Source organism: Polynucleobacter sp. JS-Safj-400b-B2 (genome assembly GCF_018881975.1).
Taxonomy (GTDB): domain Bacteria; phylum Pseudomonadota; class Gammaproteobacteria; order Burkholderiales; family Burkholderiaceae; genus Polynucleobacter.
In genome coordinates this window covers 71,480-87,957 of the sequence record NZ_JACVPJ010000009.1, presented here as the reverse complement: position 1 = coordinate 87,957, position 16,478 = coordinate 71,480, and the positions used below count along the sequence as shown (strand labels likewise).

Annotated in this window: 19 protein-coding genes and 2 tRNA genes; 9 read left to right on the top strand and 12 right to left on the bottom strand. The window is 46.2% G+C overall.

Features of this window, described 5'->3' with window-relative positions; genetic code table 11:
* Positions 1 to 3 precede the first annotated feature (3 nt).
* Genes soxX through soxA form a run of 4 tightly spaced genes read left to right on the top strand, consistent with a single transcriptional unit; the run spans position 4 to position 2,037 of the window.
* Positions 4 to 444 (top strand): sulfur oxidation c-type cytochrome SoxX, encoded by a 441-nt coding sequence (soxX, locus tag ICN48_RS10340; protein ID WP_216153604.1) that lies wholly within the window; start codon positions 4 to 6, stop codon positions 442 to 444.
* Positions 445 to 455: 11 nt separating this feature from the next.
* Positions 456 to 932, top strand: coding sequence for a SoxY-related AACIE arm protein (locus ICN48_RS10335; RefSeq protein ID WP_216153603.1), 477 nt, complete (start codon positions 456 to 458; stop codon positions 930 to 932).
* Positions 929 to 1,258: a thiosulfate oxidation carrier complex protein SoxZ gene (locus ICN48_RS10330; protein ID WP_216153602.1), complete on the top strand. Its 330-nt coding sequence runs from the start codon at positions 929 to 931 to the stop codon at positions 1,256 to 1,258. Before ICN48_RS10335 ends, ICN48_RS10330 begins: the two co-directional genes overlap by 4 nt.
* The gene (gene soxA, locus ICN48_RS10325) at positions 1,255 to 2,037 is read left to right on the top strand and encodes a sulfur oxidation c-type cytochrome SoxA (RefSeq protein ID WP_370624205.1); all 783 of its coding nucleotides are present in this window, start codon (positions 1,255 to 1,257) and stop codon (positions 2,035 to 2,037) included. The genes ICN48_RS10330 and soxA overlap by 4 nt, the downstream gene beginning before the upstream one ends.
* A gap of 18 nt (positions 2,038 to 2,055) precedes the next feature.
* Here soxA and purU read toward each other — a convergent pair whose 3' ends face one another.
* The 4 genes from purU to ICN48_RS10305 all read right to left on the bottom strand — a co-directional run bounded on the left by purU (position 2,056) and on the right by ICN48_RS10305 (position 6,313).
* Positions 2,056 to 2,910 (bottom strand): formyltetrahydrofolate deformylase, encoded by an 855-nt coding sequence (gene purU / locus ICN48_RS10320; protein ID WP_216153601.1) that lies wholly within the window; start codon positions 2,908 to 2,910, stop codon positions 2,056 to 2,058.
* Between the two features lie 78 nt (positions 2,911 to 2,988).
* Entirely contained in the window at positions 2,989 to 3,339 is a 351-nt protein-coding gene (locus ICN48_RS10315) for a hypothetical protein (protein ID WP_216153600.1), read from the bottom strand.
* Between the two features lie 10 nt (positions 3,340 to 3,349).
* On the bottom strand, positions 3,350 to 3,751 hold the full coding sequence (locus ICN48_RS10310; protein WP_216153599.1) for a surface-adhesin E family protein: 402 nt from the start codon (positions 3,749 to 3,751) through the stop codon (positions 3,350 to 3,352).
* Positions 3,752 to 3,853: 102 nt separating this feature from the next.
* A complete protein-coding gene (locus ICN48_RS10305; protein ID WP_216153598.1) occupies positions 3,854 to 6,313 on the bottom strand; it encodes a penicillin acylase family protein in 2,460 nt (819 codons plus the stop codon).
* 125 nt (positions 6,314 to 6,438) lie between these two features.
* Between ICN48_RS10305 and ICN48_RS10300 the strand changes: the two genes are divergently transcribed.
* Positions 6,439 to 6,527: transfer RNA gene (locus ICN48_RS10300), tRNA-Leu, on the top strand.
* A 138-nt stretch (positions 6,528 to 6,665) separates the two neighbouring features.
* Entirely contained in the window at positions 6,666 to 7,010 is a 345-nt protein-coding gene (locus ICN48_RS10295) for a hypothetical protein (RefSeq protein WP_216153597.1), read from the top strand.
* A 28-nt stretch (positions 7,011 to 7,038) separates the two neighbouring features.
* On the opposite strand, the gene ICN48_RS10290 is transcribed toward ICN48_RS10295, so the two are convergent.
* The 5 genes from ICN48_RS10290 to ICN48_RS10270 are packed head-to-tail and all read right to left on the bottom strand — an operon-like array spanning position 7,039 to position 11,244.
* Positions 7,039 to 7,452 carry a biopolymer transporter ExbD gene (locus ICN48_RS10290; protein ID WP_216153596.1) on the bottom strand — a complete coding sequence of 138 codons (414 nt, stop codon included), beginning with the start codon at positions 7,450 to 7,452 and terminating at the stop codon, positions 7,039 to 7,041.
* Positions 7,453 to 7,454: 2 nt separating this feature from the next.
* A complete protein-coding gene (locus tag ICN48_RS10285; protein WP_216153595.1) occupies positions 7,455 to 8,147 on the bottom strand; it encodes a MotA/TolQ/ExbB proton channel family protein in 693 nt (230 codons plus the stop codon).
* A 5-nt stretch (positions 8,148 to 8,152) separates the two neighbouring features.
* Complete coding sequence (locus ICN48_RS10280; protein WP_216153594.1) at positions 8,153 to 8,872, bottom strand: energy transducer TonB; 720 nt, start codon at positions 8,870 to 8,872, stop codon at positions 8,153 to 8,155.
* Entirely contained in the window at positions 8,869 to 9,675 is an 807-nt protein-coding gene (murI, locus tag ICN48_RS10275) for a glutamate racemase (protein ID WP_216153593.1), read from the bottom strand. Before murI ends, ICN48_RS10280 begins: the two co-directional genes overlap by 4 nt.
* A 45-nt stretch (positions 9,676 to 9,720) precedes the next feature.
* Positions 9,721 to 11,244, bottom strand: a complete 1,524-nt coding sequence (locus tag ICN48_RS10270) for a fumarate hydratase (protein WP_216153592.1) — start codon at positions 11,242 to 11,244, stop codon at positions 9,721 to 9,723.
* Positions 11,245 to 11,431: 187 nt separating this feature from the next.
* Between ICN48_RS10270 and acs the strand changes: the two genes are divergently transcribed.
* Complete coding sequence (gene acs, locus ICN48_RS10265; RefSeq protein WP_216153591.1) at positions 11,432 to 13,405, top strand: acetate--CoA ligase; 1,974 nt, start codon at positions 11,432 to 11,434, stop codon at positions 13,403 to 13,405.
* 60 nt (positions 13,406 to 13,465) lie between these two features.
* A tRNA-Ser gene (locus ICN48_RS10260) sits at positions 13,466 to 13,556 on the top strand.
* 153 nt (positions 13,557 to 13,709) lie between these two features.
* Here ICN48_RS10260 and ICN48_RS10255 read toward each other — a convergent pair.
* Genes ICN48_RS10255 through ICN48_RS14100 form a run of 3 tightly spaced genes read right to left on the bottom strand, consistent with a single transcriptional unit; the run spans position 13,710 to position 16,119 of the window.
* Positions 13,710 to 15,437 carry a recombinase family protein gene (locus tag ICN48_RS10255; protein ID WP_216153590.1) on the bottom strand — a complete coding sequence of 576 codons (1,728 nt, stop codon included), beginning with the start codon at positions 15,435 to 15,437 and terminating at the stop codon, positions 13,710 to 13,712.
* Positions 15,434 to 15,892, bottom strand: coding sequence for a DUF2924 domain-containing protein (locus ICN48_RS10250; RefSeq protein WP_216153589.1), 459 nt, complete (start codon positions 15,890 to 15,892; stop codon positions 15,434 to 15,436). Before ICN48_RS10250 ends, ICN48_RS10255 begins: the two co-directional genes overlap by 4 nt.
* On the bottom strand, positions 15,889 to 16,119 hold the full coding sequence (locus ICN48_RS14100; RefSeq protein WP_370624207.1) for a DUF3489 domain-containing protein: 231 nt from the start codon (positions 16,117 to 16,119) through the stop codon (positions 15,889 to 15,891). Before ICN48_RS14100 ends, ICN48_RS10250 begins: the two co-directional genes overlap by 4 nt.
* Here ICN48_RS14100 and ICN48_RS13905 point away from each other — a divergent pair.
* Positions 16,067 to 16,414, top strand: coding sequence for a hypothetical protein (locus tag ICN48_RS13905; protein WP_255539538.1), 348 nt, complete (start codon positions 16,067 to 16,069; stop codon positions 16,412 to 16,414). The genes ICN48_RS14100 and ICN48_RS13905 overlap by 53 nt on opposite strands.
* Positions 16,415 to 16,478 lie beyond the last annotated feature (64 nt).

Below are 16,478 nucleotides of genomic sequence, written 5' to 3'. Positions count from 1 at the left end.
TCGATGAAAAAGGGGATTGCACTAGCGTCTTTATTGCTAGTCTTCCTCAATTTCAACGCCGCAAATGCACAAGTAATCAAGGGGGATTCGATATTCGAATCCCTTTCTGCGCAGCCAGGCAATCCAGTGCGAGGCAGGGCAATTGTGGTGAGTCGTCAGACGGGACTATGCTTGTTGTGTCATAACGGACCATTTCCAGAGGAGCGTTTTCAGGGGAATCTGGCGCCTGAGCTTAAAGCGAGTGTTGCACGTTTAAATGCACCTCAATTAAGGGCTCGAATCGTCAATGCAGCATATTTCAATCCGCAGACCATCATGCCTGCTTATTATCAAATGAGTCACCTCAATCGAGTGGCTCCAAAATTTGTGGGCCAAACGATTTTGAACGGCCAAGAGATAGAGGATGTTGTGGCCTTCTTAATGACTTTAAATAATTCAAATTAACCGAAATCCAGATGAAGAAAATTATCCATAACCATCGTCGACATTGGCTCAAGCAAATGCAAGGTCTCGGATTAATAGCCTTGGGGTTTTGCTTAAATCCGATAACAGCCTTTGCTAAAAAAGAAGAGGCTGATGAGGCGATTAAAAAGATTACTGGTGGCGCTTCTATCCGTGAAGGTAAAGTGACCCTAACCATACCGCCGCTGGTAGAGAATGGAAACTTAGTCGTTCTCAAGGTTCGTGTAGATAGCCCAATGACAGCCAATGATTATGTAAAGACTATTCACGTGATTGCCGAGGGAAATCCTTTGCCTAATATTTTTACCGTCTACCTCAGCCCAAGATCTGGCACTGCCAACATCACAACTCGCGTTCGCTTGGCTGATAGTCAGAAAGTCTGGGCTATTGCGCAGATGAGTAATGGAAGTTTTTGGCAGGGCTCTGCAGAAACTTTGGTAACCCTTTCAGCATGTACGGAGATGGTATGAGTAAAACATCACGTACATCGATCACCATGCCTGCGACAGCAAAAAAAGATTCTATTATTGAGATCCGTGCAATTGCGCAACATGATATGGAATCTGGTTTTCGTTATACCGAAGGTGGCAAACTCATTCCGCGCGATATTATTCGCACTTTTACTTGTACCTATAACAATATTGAAGTGTTTAAAGCAGACTTCTACTCAGGTATAGGCGCAAATCCCTTAATCATCTTTACCACTATTGCTGTGGAGAATGGAACCCTAGAGTTTAAATGGGCAGGGGATGACGGATATGAGGCAGTGAATCAGGCCCGCATTACTGTTACGTGAACAAGCAAACCTTATTATTCCTGAGCAGTATTTATCTAATACTGATTAGCCTCTTTAGTGTTGGGGTAGCAAGTGCGGCTTCCCCACGTCAACAATCGAGTTATGAGTTGATGTCTGCAGAGAATAAGGTAATGCAGGATGACCCATCATTAAACCCCGCTATGTTTTGGGTGGGTGATGGTGAAACATTGTGGCAACAGAAAATGGGTCCTCAAAATAAAGCCTGTAGCAGCTGCCATGGTGATCCTAAAAATTCAATGCGTGGTGTAGCAACTCAGTTTCCTAAGGTAATTAAAGGTAAGCTCCAGACCTTAGAGGGACAGATCAATCAATGCCGAGTGGGTAATCAATCTTCTCCGCCGTTGGCGTATGAGAGTAAAGACCTGCTTGCATTAACAGCATTGATCGCTTTTCAATCAAAAGGAATGCCAATTTCTGTAAGTGAAACCCCGGCCAATACTGCTTTTTTAAAAAAAGGTCGTGAGTCGTTTAATGAACGTATGGGGCAGCTCAATTTATCTTGTGCACAATGCCATGAGGACCGGGCAGGGCTGAAGTTAGGCGGTAGCCCAATACCGCAAGGACATCCCAATGCCTATCCTATTTATCGACTGGAGTGGCAAACCTTAGGTTCATTGCAACGTCGTCTGCGCAATTGCATGAGTGGTGTGAGAGCTCAACAATTTGAATATGGCTCACCAGAAATGGCTCAACTAGAGTTGTTTCTAATGTGGCGTGCCAGAGGTATGCCCCTGGAGTCTCCAGGGGTCAGGCCTTAATCAATAGTAATACGCTAATTAGTCAGAGAAAACTACAGAAGTTGCGCTATTGATGAGAACGCGATCGTGCAGGTAGTAGCGTAAGGCTCTTGAAAGAACCGTGCGCTCTAAATCACGACCCTTACGCACCAAATCATCTGGGGTATCGCCATGGGTAACGCGAGTAACGTCTTGCTCAATGATCGGACCTTCATCCAAATCACTGGTAACAAAATGGGCGGTAGCGCCAATCAATTTAATCCCGCGAGCATGTGCTTGGTGATAAGGTTTAGCGCCTTTAAAGCTTGGCAAGAATGAATGGTGCACGTTGATGCAGCGTCCAGAAAGCTTGGTTGATAAATCATCGGACAAGATTTGCATGTAGCGCGCCAGAATCACCATGTCTACCTTAGACTCTGCAACGATTTCCAGAAGTCTAGCTTCTTGTGCTGGCTTAGTATCCGGTGTAACTGGCAGGTGATAGAACGGAATATCTGCAAAATCAATGCTGGCATAAACTTCACGCGGATGATTAGAAACGATACCGCAAATAATCATAGGCAATTCACCGATGCGCCAACGGTAAAGTAAATCAACTAAGCAATGATCTAGCTTAGAAGCCATAATCAGGACTCGCTTGAGATCTTTTACTGCACGCAATTCCCACGTAAGCTCAAAGCGCTTCGCAATTTCCAGAAAGCCAGTCCTTAAAGAGTCTACGTTTGCAGGGCAACTAAAGCTGACGCGCATAAAAAAGCGTTTAGATGCTTTGTCATCAAACTGCTGCGCCTCTTCGATATCACCACCAAGTTCAAATATATAGGTAGAAACCGCAGCCACAATGCCGGGTTTATTGGGACAGGTAAGCGTGAGGTAGTAGTTTTCTGTGGACATATGAAAGCGTTCAATGATTGCGTGTAAAAGGTCGATTTTAGACTGTTATCGCCCTTATTTACGAGTAAGGCAATAAGTCTATTGCTGAGCAGACTTTCTTGGAGCTTCTGTAGACCCTAGTAGTGGTTCGCTCCTGTCGGTGACAGGTGGAAGCACTATCTCGATACAAATTGGTTTGGAGTCAATGAAATTAAAGAAGCTGCACTCCTTTTTGGTAGCAGCTGAAGCCGCGTGTTCTAGAGGAGATTTGCCTGTGGCAGCTGAAGAAGCCAAGCTTGCTGCAGTGCCCGGGTTGGCGACTGCGACTGTTCCAATACTACTCGCCGCTGCAGTGCTCGAAGTAGTGAGCGCAGCAAGTGGCGCTGCGCAACCATTAACTATGCAAAGAGTTAAAGCAAGCGCTGAGAACCTAAAGGTATTCAGCGTCAAAAGGTTCGCTTTACTTGCCGCTGCAGGCAACGTTATAGACACCGGCTGGCCAAGAGCCATTTTCAATCGTTTCAAAAGAGCTATTTGGCGTTTTCTGTTGTTCAACAACTTTGCCTTTACCCATATTTCCGGAAAAAACTTTAAATTCAATCGGTCGATATTTCACAGTGCCGCATTCATATTCATTGAGGCCAATAATAGAGCTTGCATTTTCTTTGGTTGTTGGATTTTGAGCGGGTTTTTTAAAGTCCAGCATCGACATGATCTGAGACAGGTTGCCCTGAGTTTGAATAGTTGCAGGATCTACGTAAAGTGTAAATAGATCAGTCTTACCAACTTCCTGCCATTCTGCCAGGGCATTACCAGAGCATAGTAATGCAGCGCTCAACAAAAGAATAGAAGTTTTTTTCATTTAAATAGTCCTTAAATTTTCTGGTAACAATATTGCTTCATTTTACCCATCACAGACCGATGGGATGATATTTTTGCCATCTTTAGCAATATTTACTAAGGTTTACTTATTGCTCAGCTCAAGCTGACGATTCACGTTCTCAGATTTCATGCGCAAGGGTAGATATTCATTGTTAGCCCATAAAGAGTTCATGTTGCGATATAGCTTGCTTTGTACCCATCCAGATTGACCTGTCTGATAAATAAAGAGGGATTTTTCGAGGTCAGATAAGTCATAAACTGTGCGCAAACTAGGGGCCTGAAGTGTCTGATAAGGGTTTTTGGATTGCGCAAGTTCAAGCCTACCAACATTGATTGAAAAGCTGTCGCCAGGGAAGGGGGTGCGGATATTAAATACACTTCCGAGCAATGGCACTTTACTGAATGGGCGATGTTCGGAAATGGCGATATGTGCCTTGCCCCAAGCCCAAGATTTAGGATCGTTGCCATATTCCTTGCTTAAATATTCCAGCGCCTTATCAAGTGCTTTATTTGATGAATCTTGACATGATTCAACTTGTTCTGTTTTAGGATCGTCGCACCATGGGCTATTGGGATTTTGAACCTGAATAATTAGTGGCATGCGGTAATTACGAGAGCCATAATTGTCAGAAAAAAGGTAGCTTAATCTTGAGAACAGAATGCGGGTGAGTTGATCAGCCCAGGCATTAAAAATCAGTGCGCCTGCGCTGTCTAATTTCATATCGCCATCAAAACCTCTGCCAATTTCCATTGCTTTTGCACTTAAAGGATGGGACGATTGGCTGGACTTAAAGAGCTCTAGTAGTGGTGTAGCGGCAAGCGATAGGGTATCTCCCTGCATGGTTTTCATATCATCTACAGAGTGGATGTTTTTAGATTTAATGAGATCAACGATGCGGTCATAGCGCGTTGGTAGTTCCCAATCACCCGTTAGCGGATTGGGATCATTCGCTGCAATGATTCTTTGATTGGCAGTTGCAATCCAGCCTTGCTCGGGATTATTGCTGGCAGGGAGCTGTTCAAAAGGGACGTAACCATTCCAATCGTATTGACGTTCCCAACCTGGTGCCGGTGCTACGCCATATAAGCCTTGATGCAAAATTCTTTTGGGCGCAACTCCAGCTGCTTGATACGCAATATTGCCTTCGCTATCTGCCATCACGACGTTTTGCATCGGCGCATAATTTTTATGTAGGCCCTGCTTAAATTGCTCAAGATCGGTGGCGCGATTCATATCTAGCAATCCAGCAATAGATTGATTTTCAATATCTAGTGCCGTCCAGCGTAGTGCTAGTGCAAAACGATCGGTATCAATCGTACGCCTGGCTTTTGCATAAGAGTCCGAGATAACAGGACCATGTCGAGTTTCTTTAACAAGAAAAGTGAAGGGCGGAGATCCTTTGATGTCAATGATCTCTTGATGAACTTTGAATGGAAGTGGGCCATCTGGTCCGCGATACATTCCTGGATTTTTTGGATCAATTTGCTCGATGTATAAATCCTGGACATCGGGCCCTGTATTAGTGAAGCTCCAAGCAAACTTATCAGTTCTTCCCAAAATAATAGCCGGTATTCCGGGCAATGTTCCGCCGATAATATTTAAACCAGGCGCCTCAAGATGGGCGAAATACCAAATAGCAGGGGCCGATAGTCCCAGGTGAGGATCATTGGCCAGCAATGGCTTGCCTGTGGCGCTTAGCTTGCCACTGAGGGCCCAATTGTTTGAGCCAATGCCATCCTTGCCGCCCATCTGCTCCCATTGGCTCAGCTCGGTAGAGGGAAGATTTTGTGGCTTACCTTCAGTTGGACCTGCAGAGGGGCGAAAGACCTTGAGATCACGATAAAGCTTGGAAAAATCCATATTACTGACCGGCTCACCAGGTTCAAAGGTTGGTACAACTTCCCAAATTTCTTGGGTTGTCAGATATTGAGAAAGCTCAAGTCTTTGCAATTCTTTTTGCCAACTTCCCCCAAGGTCATAAGCCATCATCAACATCCAGGCAACACTGTCTGTTGGAGACCAGTGGCCAGGTTTTGATCCTGTTAAAAAATATTCAATTGGCAACGCCCATCCCAATTGCGCGTTACCTGCATTAACGCCATCGGCGTAGGCTTGCAGCAGACGCTTGGCGGCAACGGGGTAGCGATCAAACTGACGCTCAGCTGCACGCTTGATGCCGAGGGTGCGTATAAAGCGATCAATCTTGACGGTGTCGTTACCGAGAATCTCTGAAAGACGGCCACTAGCAAGACGGCGATTCATTTCCATTTGCCAGGAACGCTCAGTAGCATGAAGATAACCTAGGGCAAAGTAGGCGTCTGCCTGACTTTTTGCTTTGATATGTGGGATATCCACTTCATCAAAAGTAATGGCAACAGAGTCACCAATGCTCTTAATGGTTCTCTTGCCAGAGATGTTGGATTGTGCAGAATATAAATAGGCAACAGTAAGGGCTAAACCAGCCACAAGGCATAGCCCTATTAGCAATAGACCAGCCCGCGTAAGCTTGCTGATGCCCGAAGATTTTGCCGGTAAATTCATGGACCTATTTTAGTTGTTTTATCAAGTCTGGTTCTAGGCATAGGTTTGAAAGGGTCTGCAGCGGGCTTGCGTGCTAAAATTATGCTTGTCTTGATTTATTTGGCACTTCTTTACTTTTAGTGCGGGCCCGAGTGGTGAAATTGGTAGACACAGCAGATTTAAAATCTGCCGACTCAAAAAAGTCGTGCCGGTTCGATTCCGGCCTCGGGCACCAAAGACACTCATACCAATGAATTTATCTAAACTTTTACTTTACTCTGGCCTGGCCTTTTCTTGCTTTCCTGCGTGGGGTATTGACGTTTTAGAATTCAATTGCAAGCGTTCTGAAAGAGGCTTTACCGAAGAGTATGAGATGAAAATGATCCTTGCTTCGGGCACCCAAAAGGCAAAGGTATTTTTAGATGGTCGTGACTTGGATCATTCAGATGTATTTGGGACGCAGGTTGTTAAGAGCATTATTATTGCGCGCCCCAATATCTTGATTGCAATTGAGGCAAAGTTTGAACCTGAAGAAATCATGGGCGTTTCTTATCCCGCAGGTAATGTGCTAACCAACATTACTCTGGATCCTGTCACTGGAAAATACATTAAGGTCGAGAAGATACAGGGTGGGATCCTAGGTGCAACTATAGGAAACGGCACTCACACTAGCGAAGAGACGTGCTTGCCTTCTAAAATGCCGTATAAAAGCAAATAAAAGATTGAATCAAAAGCCTTGCTTAAACCTAGTTAGGTTCAGTTACAAACCCCAGCTTAGTTAAGCCAGCGCGGCGTGAGGCTGCAAGCACCTGCGCAACATATTCATATTTCACGGATTTATCAGCACGCAGATTAATTTCTGGCTGTGGATCTTTCTGAGCAGCCTTCTCAGCATAGCCATCAAAGGTTTTTAAATCAATGGGAGTGCTATTCCAAAAGATTTGACCATTGGCATCAATCGATAGCTGAACTGATTCAGGCTTCACTTCGTTGCGTACGCTATTGGCCTTAGGTAGCTCTACCTTCACTGCTTGTTGAATGACGGGTAGGGTGATGATGAAAATAATCAATAGCACCAACATAACATCCACCATGGGTGTCATGTTGATTTCCGACATGATGCTATCGTCGTTTGGTTCGTCTTGAATATGAAAAGACATAATTATTCCCCAGCGTTAATGCGGGCACCGGTCACAAAATAAGCCAATAGATCATTACCAAAGCGATTGAGGTCAGCAACAAATAATTTATTAGCGCGGTTAATGGCATTAAAGGCAAGAACGGCCGGGATCGCTACAGCCAATCCAAGTGCAGTCATGATCAACGCTTCACCAATTGGCCCAGCTACTTGATCAATTTGAGCGCTGCCAGAGCTGCTGATAGAGATTAAGGCATGGTAGATGCCCCATACGGTACCAAATAAGCCAATAAACGGGGCGATCGCGCCAGTAGACCCTAAGAAGGTCAAGCCTTTTTGCAAGCTCGCAGCAATAGCATCAACACTATTTTTTACGCTTCTAGCCATCCACTCGGAATAGTTCAGTGTTTGTAGTAATTCACGGTGATTGGTGGATTGGCTTTGATGATGCGCCGATGCCTTAGTTGCCGACTTGGCAATTTGATAATAAGGATTGACGGCATGATTGCTAAAAGCCTGTAAGCCTTGATCAAATGAAGTGGCGCGCCAGAATTGCTCTAGCTCTGGTTTGAGTTTGCGCAGATTGCGCAAATCCCATAGACGGGTCAACAGGATTACCCAAGTCACGATAGAGCAGGTGAGAAGCGCAAGTGCAACAAAGCGGGTAATTGCATCGCCTTCAAGCCAGAGATTTGCAATGCCAAATGGTGTATTCATATTGATTAATTCTTGAGATTAAATTTAATTAAAAGATTGGTGGAAATTCTTTGGGGTGAACCATTTACTAAATAGGGTTTAAAGCGATAACGTTTACCGATATCTGTGGCAGCACGATCAAGCCTGGGAAAAGTGCTTGACTGCAGCAATGCCACATCTTCTACGCTACCGGTTTCATCAATGATTAAGCGCACTACAACTGCACCTTGTTCACCAGAGCGTTTTGAGAACGAGGGGTAGTAAGCATCAGCATCAGGTTGATAAACCACAATCAGTTTACCAATGTCAGTCTGAATCGGTGTGCCACTAGCACCCCCACTGGTTGCAGGGGCTACAGATGCATTTTGCGCTTGAGATTGTGATTGTGACTGTGACTGGGATTCGGATTTGCTTTGCGCTTGGTTTTGTTGTGTTTGCTGCTGCTGCGGCTGAGTAGGGCTAGGCTTTTCTGCAGGTTTTTCTTTTGGCTTCTCCTGAACCTTTTTCTCTTCCTTGGGTTTTGGCGGAGTGGCAGCAGGGGGAGCAGGGGGTTGCTGTGTCTTAGAAGCTTCTGGGCTCACTAGATTAGCCATGACACGCTCATCATCCATTTGCGGTGGACGTTTGCTAAATTGTAAAAACTCTAAGGCAGGGAGGGCATGTAAAAGCACCACGATACAAATAATGATGCGTTCAGTTTTACTGAACGGAATATAAGCATCCAATTTTTTCAGGAAAGCGCTCATCTCATTTCACCTAAGAAACGAGCTTCAACAGCATGTAAGCTTAAATCCGCAGACAATAAATTTTGTGCCATCAACAGCAATGACTCTTCATTCTTGCTGCTCAGAAATAGCACTGATCCAAAATTTTTCTCGCTACGGTCTTTCTTTAAGGTCTCAACTTGTCTCTTGAGTTGCCTGACTACTGCATCACTAGTATCAATTAGCGTAATGGACTCACCAAGAAGTTTGCGGATTGATTTTCTTAAGAAAGGGTAGTGGGTACAGCCCAGAACTAGGGTGTCAGCTCCTCCATCCTGAATAGGCTCAAGATGTTTTGCTAATAACTCTAGGGTTTCTTCACCATCTGCTTCGCCTGACTCTATAAGCGGAACTAACCCTGCGCCTGCTTGTATGATGAATTGACAATCATTTGGCAGGGTATTTAGTAAGGCATTGAACTTGTCGCTCTTAAGGGTTGCCTCAGTAGCAAGGACGCCCACAATATTATTTTGCGATTGCATTGCTGCTGGCTTAATGCCAGGCTCAACTCCAATGATCGGAATCGGAAGCGCTTCCCGAATTTGCTGAATCGCTTCAGCAGTTGCCGTATTACAAGCAACTACTATCGCATCGCATCCCTTGATGTCTAAATATTTGCAAATGGCGAGGCTGCGCGCTGTAATCCACTCGCTAGACTTTTCACCATAAGGGGCATTAGCTGAATCGGCAAGATAGATGTAGTCATACTGTGGTAGCTGACGCAGAGCTTCATCCAATACGGATAAACCTCCAACGCCAGAATCGAAAACCCCGATGAGTGCCAATATATGCTCAGTAGTCGCTGATGAAGTGCTTAAACAATTCAGTAATTAAGCAATCTTGACTGGAATACCAGCAATCTTGGCTTGCCATTCACGCGGGCCTTCATTGTGCATGGAGATGCCTTCTGAATTTACCGCAACAGTTACTGGCATATCTTTCACGTCAAACTCATAAATAGCTTCCATGCCCAAATCAGCAAAGCCCACTACTTTTGACGTTTGAATTGCTTTCGATACCAAGTAAGCAGCGCCACCAACAGCCATTAAGTAAGCTGATTTATGTTTCTTGATAGCTTCAATTGCTTCAGGCCCACGCTCTGCTTTACCAATCATGGAAATCAAGCCAGTTTTGGCGAGCATCATCTCAGTGAACTTATCCATACGGGTAGCGGTAGTAGGGCCTGCTGGACCAACTGCCTCATCGCGTACTGGATCAACTGGGCCAACGTAATAAATCACACGGTTCTTAAAGCTCACAGGGAGTTCTTCGCCCTTGGCGAGCATGTCGGCAATGCGCTTATGAGCGGCATCACGACCAGTCAAGATTTTGCCGTTGAGCAATAAAGTTTCACCTGGCTTCCAGCTGGCAACTTCTTCAGCGGTAAGGGTATCCACATTCACGCGCTTGGATTTTTGAACATCTGGTGTCCAGGTGACATCTGGCCAATCGGAGAGGGAAGGGGCTTCTAGCTTAGCTGGGCCATCCCCATGTAAATGGAAATGTATATGACGTGTAGCTGCACAGTTAGGAATCATGGCAACAGGCAATGAAGCTGCGTGAGTTGGGTATTCCATGATCTTGACATCCAGCACTGTAGCAAGTCCACCGAGGCCTTGAGCGCCAATACCCAGTTTGTTTACTTTTTCATAGAGCTCTAAACGCAGTTCTTCAGCACGCGTTTTAGGACCGCGCTCAATGAGTTCTTGAATATCTACTGGACCCATCAAAGATTCTTTAGCCATCAGCATCGCTTTTTCTGGTGTGCCACCAATACCAATGCCGAGGATGCCGGGAGGGCACCAGCCTGCACCCATCGTAGGAACAGTCTTGAGAACCCAATCCACAATGGAATCGGAAGGGTTGAGCATGACCATCTTCGCTTTGTTTTCTGAGCCGCCTCCTTTAGCTGCGCAAATCACTTCAACATCATCACCGGGAACAATTTCATAGTGGATTACTGCAGGGGTGTTATCGCCTGTATTTTTACGTTTACCTGCTGGATCAGCCAATACTGAAGCACGCAACATATTGTCTGGATTGAGGTAAGCGCGACGTACGCCTTCATTCACCATATCGCTGACGCTCATCGTTGCATCAGGCCATTGCACATTCATGCCAATCTTCAAAAATACCACTGCAATACCAGTGTCTTGGCACATTGGGCGATGGCCTTCGGCACACATCCGACTATTGGTCAAAATTTGGGCAATAGCATCTTTGGTGCCGTGACCTTGCTCAAGCTCATAGGCCTTACCCATGGCAGTAATAAAGTCCTTTGGGTGGTAGTAGGAGATGAACTGAAACGCGTCTGCAACGCTTTGAATAAGGTCGTTTTGTTTAATATTGGTCATGGTTTTAGGCTTATTTCCACATTATTAGTAAGGTTTGCCCTATTTTAAGGGTTTGCCATAGAGCAAATCCCCAGTGTTTTCACTTATCTTCTAAGGTCTTGAGGGTGTAAACATGTCATTTTGCGACATTTTCTCGCATTTGTTGTGGATTTTAGAATATTGATTATTAGATAGAGGGCTGTGAAGCATGGAACCATTAAAGCAAGAAAACCGCGTTTTTAACCCACCTGCAGACTTTGTAAAGGGTGCGGCAATTCCAGGTATGGATGCCTATAACAAGCTTTGCGCTGAAGCGAATTCTGATTACGACGGATTTTGGGGCCGTCTTGCTAAAGAGAACCTCTATTGGAAAAAGCCATTTACCAAGGTTTTGGATGAATCCAAGGCCCCTTTCTACAAATGGTTTGAAGATGGCACAACCAATGCTTCCTATAACTGTTTAGATCGCCAGGTTGAAGCTGGCTTGGGTGACAAGACTGTCATCATTTTTGAAGCTGATGACGGCACCGTTACTAAAGTGACTTACAAAGAGATGCTGGAGCGCGTTTGCAAAATGGCAAACGCACTGCGCAAGATGGGTGTTAAGTCTGGTGACAGCGTCATTATTTATATGGCCATGACGATTGAAGGCATTGTTGCTATGCAGGCTTGCGCGCGTATCGGCGCAATTCACTCGGTAGTGTTCGGTGGATTTTCTGCTCAAGCTTTGCGTGACCGCATCATGGACGTGGGTGCAGTTGCAGTGATTACTGCTGATGGACAGTTCCGCGGTGGTAAAGCATTGCCATTAAAAGCGATTTGTGACGAAGCCCTTTCTACAGGCGAGTGCCCTAAAGTTAAGCATGTGATCGTGAGCAAGCGTACTGGCACTGATGTCACCATGCAGGCTGGTCGCGACGTTTGGATGCAAGAAATCGTAGCGAATGAAGCAACGACCTGCGAGCCAGAGTGGGTCAGTGCTGAGCATCCATTATTTATTCTTTACACATCCGGTTCAACCGGTAAACCAAAGGGTGTGCAGCACTCCACGGGCGGCTATCTCTTGTGGGCTATTCTCACAATGAAGTGGACCTTTGATATTAAGCCTAATGATGTGTTTTGGTGTACTGCCGACATTGGTTGGGTAACGGGTCACTCCTACATTACGTATGGCCCACTCGCAGTCGGCGCTACAGAGATCGTATTTGAAGGTGTGCCAACTTATCCAAATGCAGGTCGTTTCTGGGACATGATCCAAAAACACAAAGCATCTATTTTCTATACAGCACCAACTGCAATTCGTTCGTTGATTAAAGCATCCAGCAACGATGCAACAGTCCATCCAAAGAGCTATGATTTGTCATCATTGCGTCTCTTAGGTTCTGTTGGTGAGCCAATTAATCCAGAAGCATGGATGTGGTACTACGAGCATGTTGGTAATTCCAACTGCCCAATTGCAGATACTTTCTGGCAAACCGAAACTGGTGGTCACATGATTTCACCATTGCCGGGCGCAACCCCAATGATTCCAGGTTCCTGCACCTTGCCATTGCCAGGTATTCAGGCGGCGATTGTGGACGAGGCTGGTGTAGACGTTCCAAATGGTCAGGGCGGTATCTTGGTTGTGAAGCGTCCATGGCCTTCCATGATTCGCACGATTTGGAACGATGCAGATCGTTTCGTGAAATCGTATTTCCCAGAAGAATTGGGCGGTACCTTGTATTTGGCAGGTGACGGCGCAATCCGTAACAAAGAGACTGGCTACTTCACTATTACTGGTCGTATCGATGACGTCTTGAATGTCTCTGGTCACCGTATGGGCACCATGGAAATTGAATCGTGCTTAGTGGCTAACCCATTGGTTGCTGAAGCGGCAGTGGTTGGTCGTCCTGATGAGCTAACTGGCGAGGCTATTTGCGTGTTCGTGGTTCTCAAAGGCGGTCGACCAACGGGCGAAGATGCCAAGAAGATTGCTACTGAACTGCGTAACTGGGTAGGCAAGGAGATCGGCCCGATCGCTAAACCTAAGGATGTTCGTTTTGGCGATAACTTGCCTAAGACCCGTTCTGGCAAGATCATGCGCCGTCTCTTGCGTGTGATTGCTAAGGGCGAGGAAGTGACTCAAGACACCTCAACTCTGGAAAATCCACACATCTTGGAGCAGCTTAAAGAGTCTGTATAAGCAGCATGCATCAGCTTTTGGCAGAAACCCTTTCGGCAATCGTATAATTGAAGGCTGTACGGAAGGGTGGATGAGCGGTTTAAGTCACACGCCTGGAAAGCGTGCGTAGGTTAATAGCCTACCGCGGGTTCGAATCCCGCCTCTTCCGCCATTTAGTCTGTAAGTTGTTGATTTATATGGGTATTTTTCTAGAAGCCCCGCACACCGCGGGGCTTTTTAGTTTTTAGTTTCTCTACAGTTGTCTTATTTGCACTTTGGCAGGGCATTATGGCGCCTCTCTCAGTGCGCTACTAAAACGGTTGGCTTAGGTCGATTTAATGCCCAATAATTTGCGCTGATTCTCCCAATCGAGAGGAAGTGGCAAGGCTTTTTTGAGAGAGTCAGAGGTCAGGCTTGCTGGTTGTGTGCCATTCAATATCATCCGCACAATATCGGGTGCTAAAAAAGCGCGATGGATGATGTTAGTCACATGGGTTGTGGTGACACCTTCCGCTTTTGCAATGGCTCCAAGAGAGGTGGTTTTCCCTGAAGTTAGCTGCCCTAACCAATCATGCGCCTTGCCAAGAGAAGCAATTAATCGTTGATCGGGCACTTGACTGGCAGTGCGTTTGCCATCAATCACCAGACGCATTGCAAACCCGCAGCGGGTAACTTGCATCGGGATGGTGATGTGGATGAGTTGGCGGGATGGTGGGTAAGATTGTGAGCCAGAGCAAGAATCCGATTGAGGGAGGGCATTAGGATTAGGCGCACAATCATCCCCATGCAAGAGGGCGGGATTGATTTCCAATTGAATGGAAGAAGCGCTCACAATTACTTCGTTCACCAGCTGATGTACTAGGCTATAGCGCTCAGTATGAGGTTCTTGCAATTGGCTTGCGATTTGCAAAGCCAACTCCTGAACGTTTTGTATATGCTCTGCGCCGATTGTTAGGGCATCTAATAAGGCATTGGTGTCACTTAGCCATTGGATCAGAGCATTGATGACCACCATCTCTAAATCACTAGCGGGGATGCGCAGACCTTTGGGTGCATCAGCTCGGCTTTGAGTGAGTAAGGGTTTGGATAGATAGTAGCGATAGCGCTTTGAGCGCTTTTGACTGTGAGAGGCAATCAAGCGATGACCCTCATCATCAAAGACAATGCCACTGAGAAGACTATCGGATGGAGCGGTTTGCCGCGCTCGAAGCCCTTGTCGATTTTCAATGATGCGCTTTTGTATTTGAGTCCAAAGGTCTTGATTAATAATCGGTGGGTGCCTACCCTCATAGACTTGATGGCGATGGGCAATTTGGCCGATATAGACTGGATTGGTCAAAACTCGATAGACATGGCCTCGTGAAAAGGGTTTTCCGCCATGCGTTTGCCCTGATAAAGAAATCCGCACGGGTGTTTTTACCGATTGGCTTGCTAGCTCCTCTGTCAGTAGGCGTACGCTGCCTAGCGCAAGATAGCGCTCATAAATACGATGTACTAATTGAGCCCCGAGGGGCTCAATTTCTAATGCGCGCTCTTTGGCCACATAACCCATTGGCGGTGTACCGCCCATCCACATGCCTTTGGCTTTGGAGGCGGCAATCTTGTCCCGAATGCGCTCACCAGTGACCTCCCTTTCAAACTGAGCAAAAGACAGTAGGACATTTAAAGTGAGTCTACCCATGGAGCTGGTGGTATTGAACTGCTGGGTCACCGACACGAAGGAAATCCCCTTAGCATCAAATTGCTCCACAATCTTGGCAAAGTCTGCCAAAGACCGGGTTAAGCGATCTACCTTGTAAACTACAACGACATTGATCCTCTGTTGATCAATATCCAAAAGCAGCTGCTTTAAGGCGGGGCGCTCCAGATTGCCACCAGAATATCCGCCATCATCGTAGTGCGCGGGAATGAGCTTCCAACCTTCATGTTGTTGAGACAGTACAAAAGCTTCGCACGCCTCTCTTTGCGCATCTAAGGAATTAAAGCCTTGCTCTAAACCTTCTTCAGAGGATTTTCGGGTATAGATGGCGCAGCGCAAAGTGGGCTTACTCATGGATTTTGATTCTCCATGCTGTCTTTGGTGTTTATCACACCCATGGGTTTGGCATTGGCTTTCTTCAGACCAAAGAAGACCGGTCCTGACCAAGGGGTGCCGGTAACATGGCGCGCAATCGCAGACAGACTTTTCCAGGTCTTGCCTTCATAGAGGTAGCCACACTCCAAAACAGTCACCTGATGGGTTTTGCCTTGCCATACCCGAACCAGGCGAGAACCTGTGCTCGCTTGCATGCTCGGTTTAGGTGATCCTGATTGGATTTGACGCCGCTCCAGCGCAGTGAGGCCACCATTTACTGTAGACTGCATCTGCCAGGCAATGACTTGGCGCAATAGTGCAGAGCGACAAAGGTGGGGTGCACTCACGCCAAAGCATGCTTGCCAACGCACAGCCAACGCAGACCTACTTAATGTTTCTAGCTCTAATAATTGCTCCTTAATGTCCGCACTCATTTTTGCTTGGCAATGCGATAAGTGTGAATACCATTTTGCTTTTGGCTAGTTAAGGCAAGCTGTAGTTTTTTCTTGATGGTGCCGCTGATAAAACCTCGGACAGAATGGGCTTGCCAGCCAGTAGCCTTCACCAGATCGGCAATGGATGCACCTTGATTTTCCAGTAGAGTAACTATGAGTTCGTGCTTGGTAGTGGGTTTGCGTTTTGATGAATCCTTGCCGACCACGGCAGGTGAGGGGATTTTTGTAGAGGGTATGGTTGATGTGGTTGATGTTGGGGGTGTTGAGGAAGGCGGCGTTTTTGATGTTGATGGCCGGGGAAGTTGCCTAGGTGTTGCGGCTCTCTTGAGGGGTTTTGATGTGTTTAGGGTTGCAGCAGGCACCTCTTTTTTAAGCTTAGATGTGCTTTTGGATTTGACTTGTACTATTTTGGCTTTAATAGATTTAATAGATTTAATCGATTTGGCTGATTGTGTGGTGCTCATGAACTCTCCTGGTGTTATTGCCCCACCATTGGGGTAACAACACCAGTAACGCTCTGAACGAGTAATGAATCAAGTCAAATGTGGGGTATTGGCAAGAATAA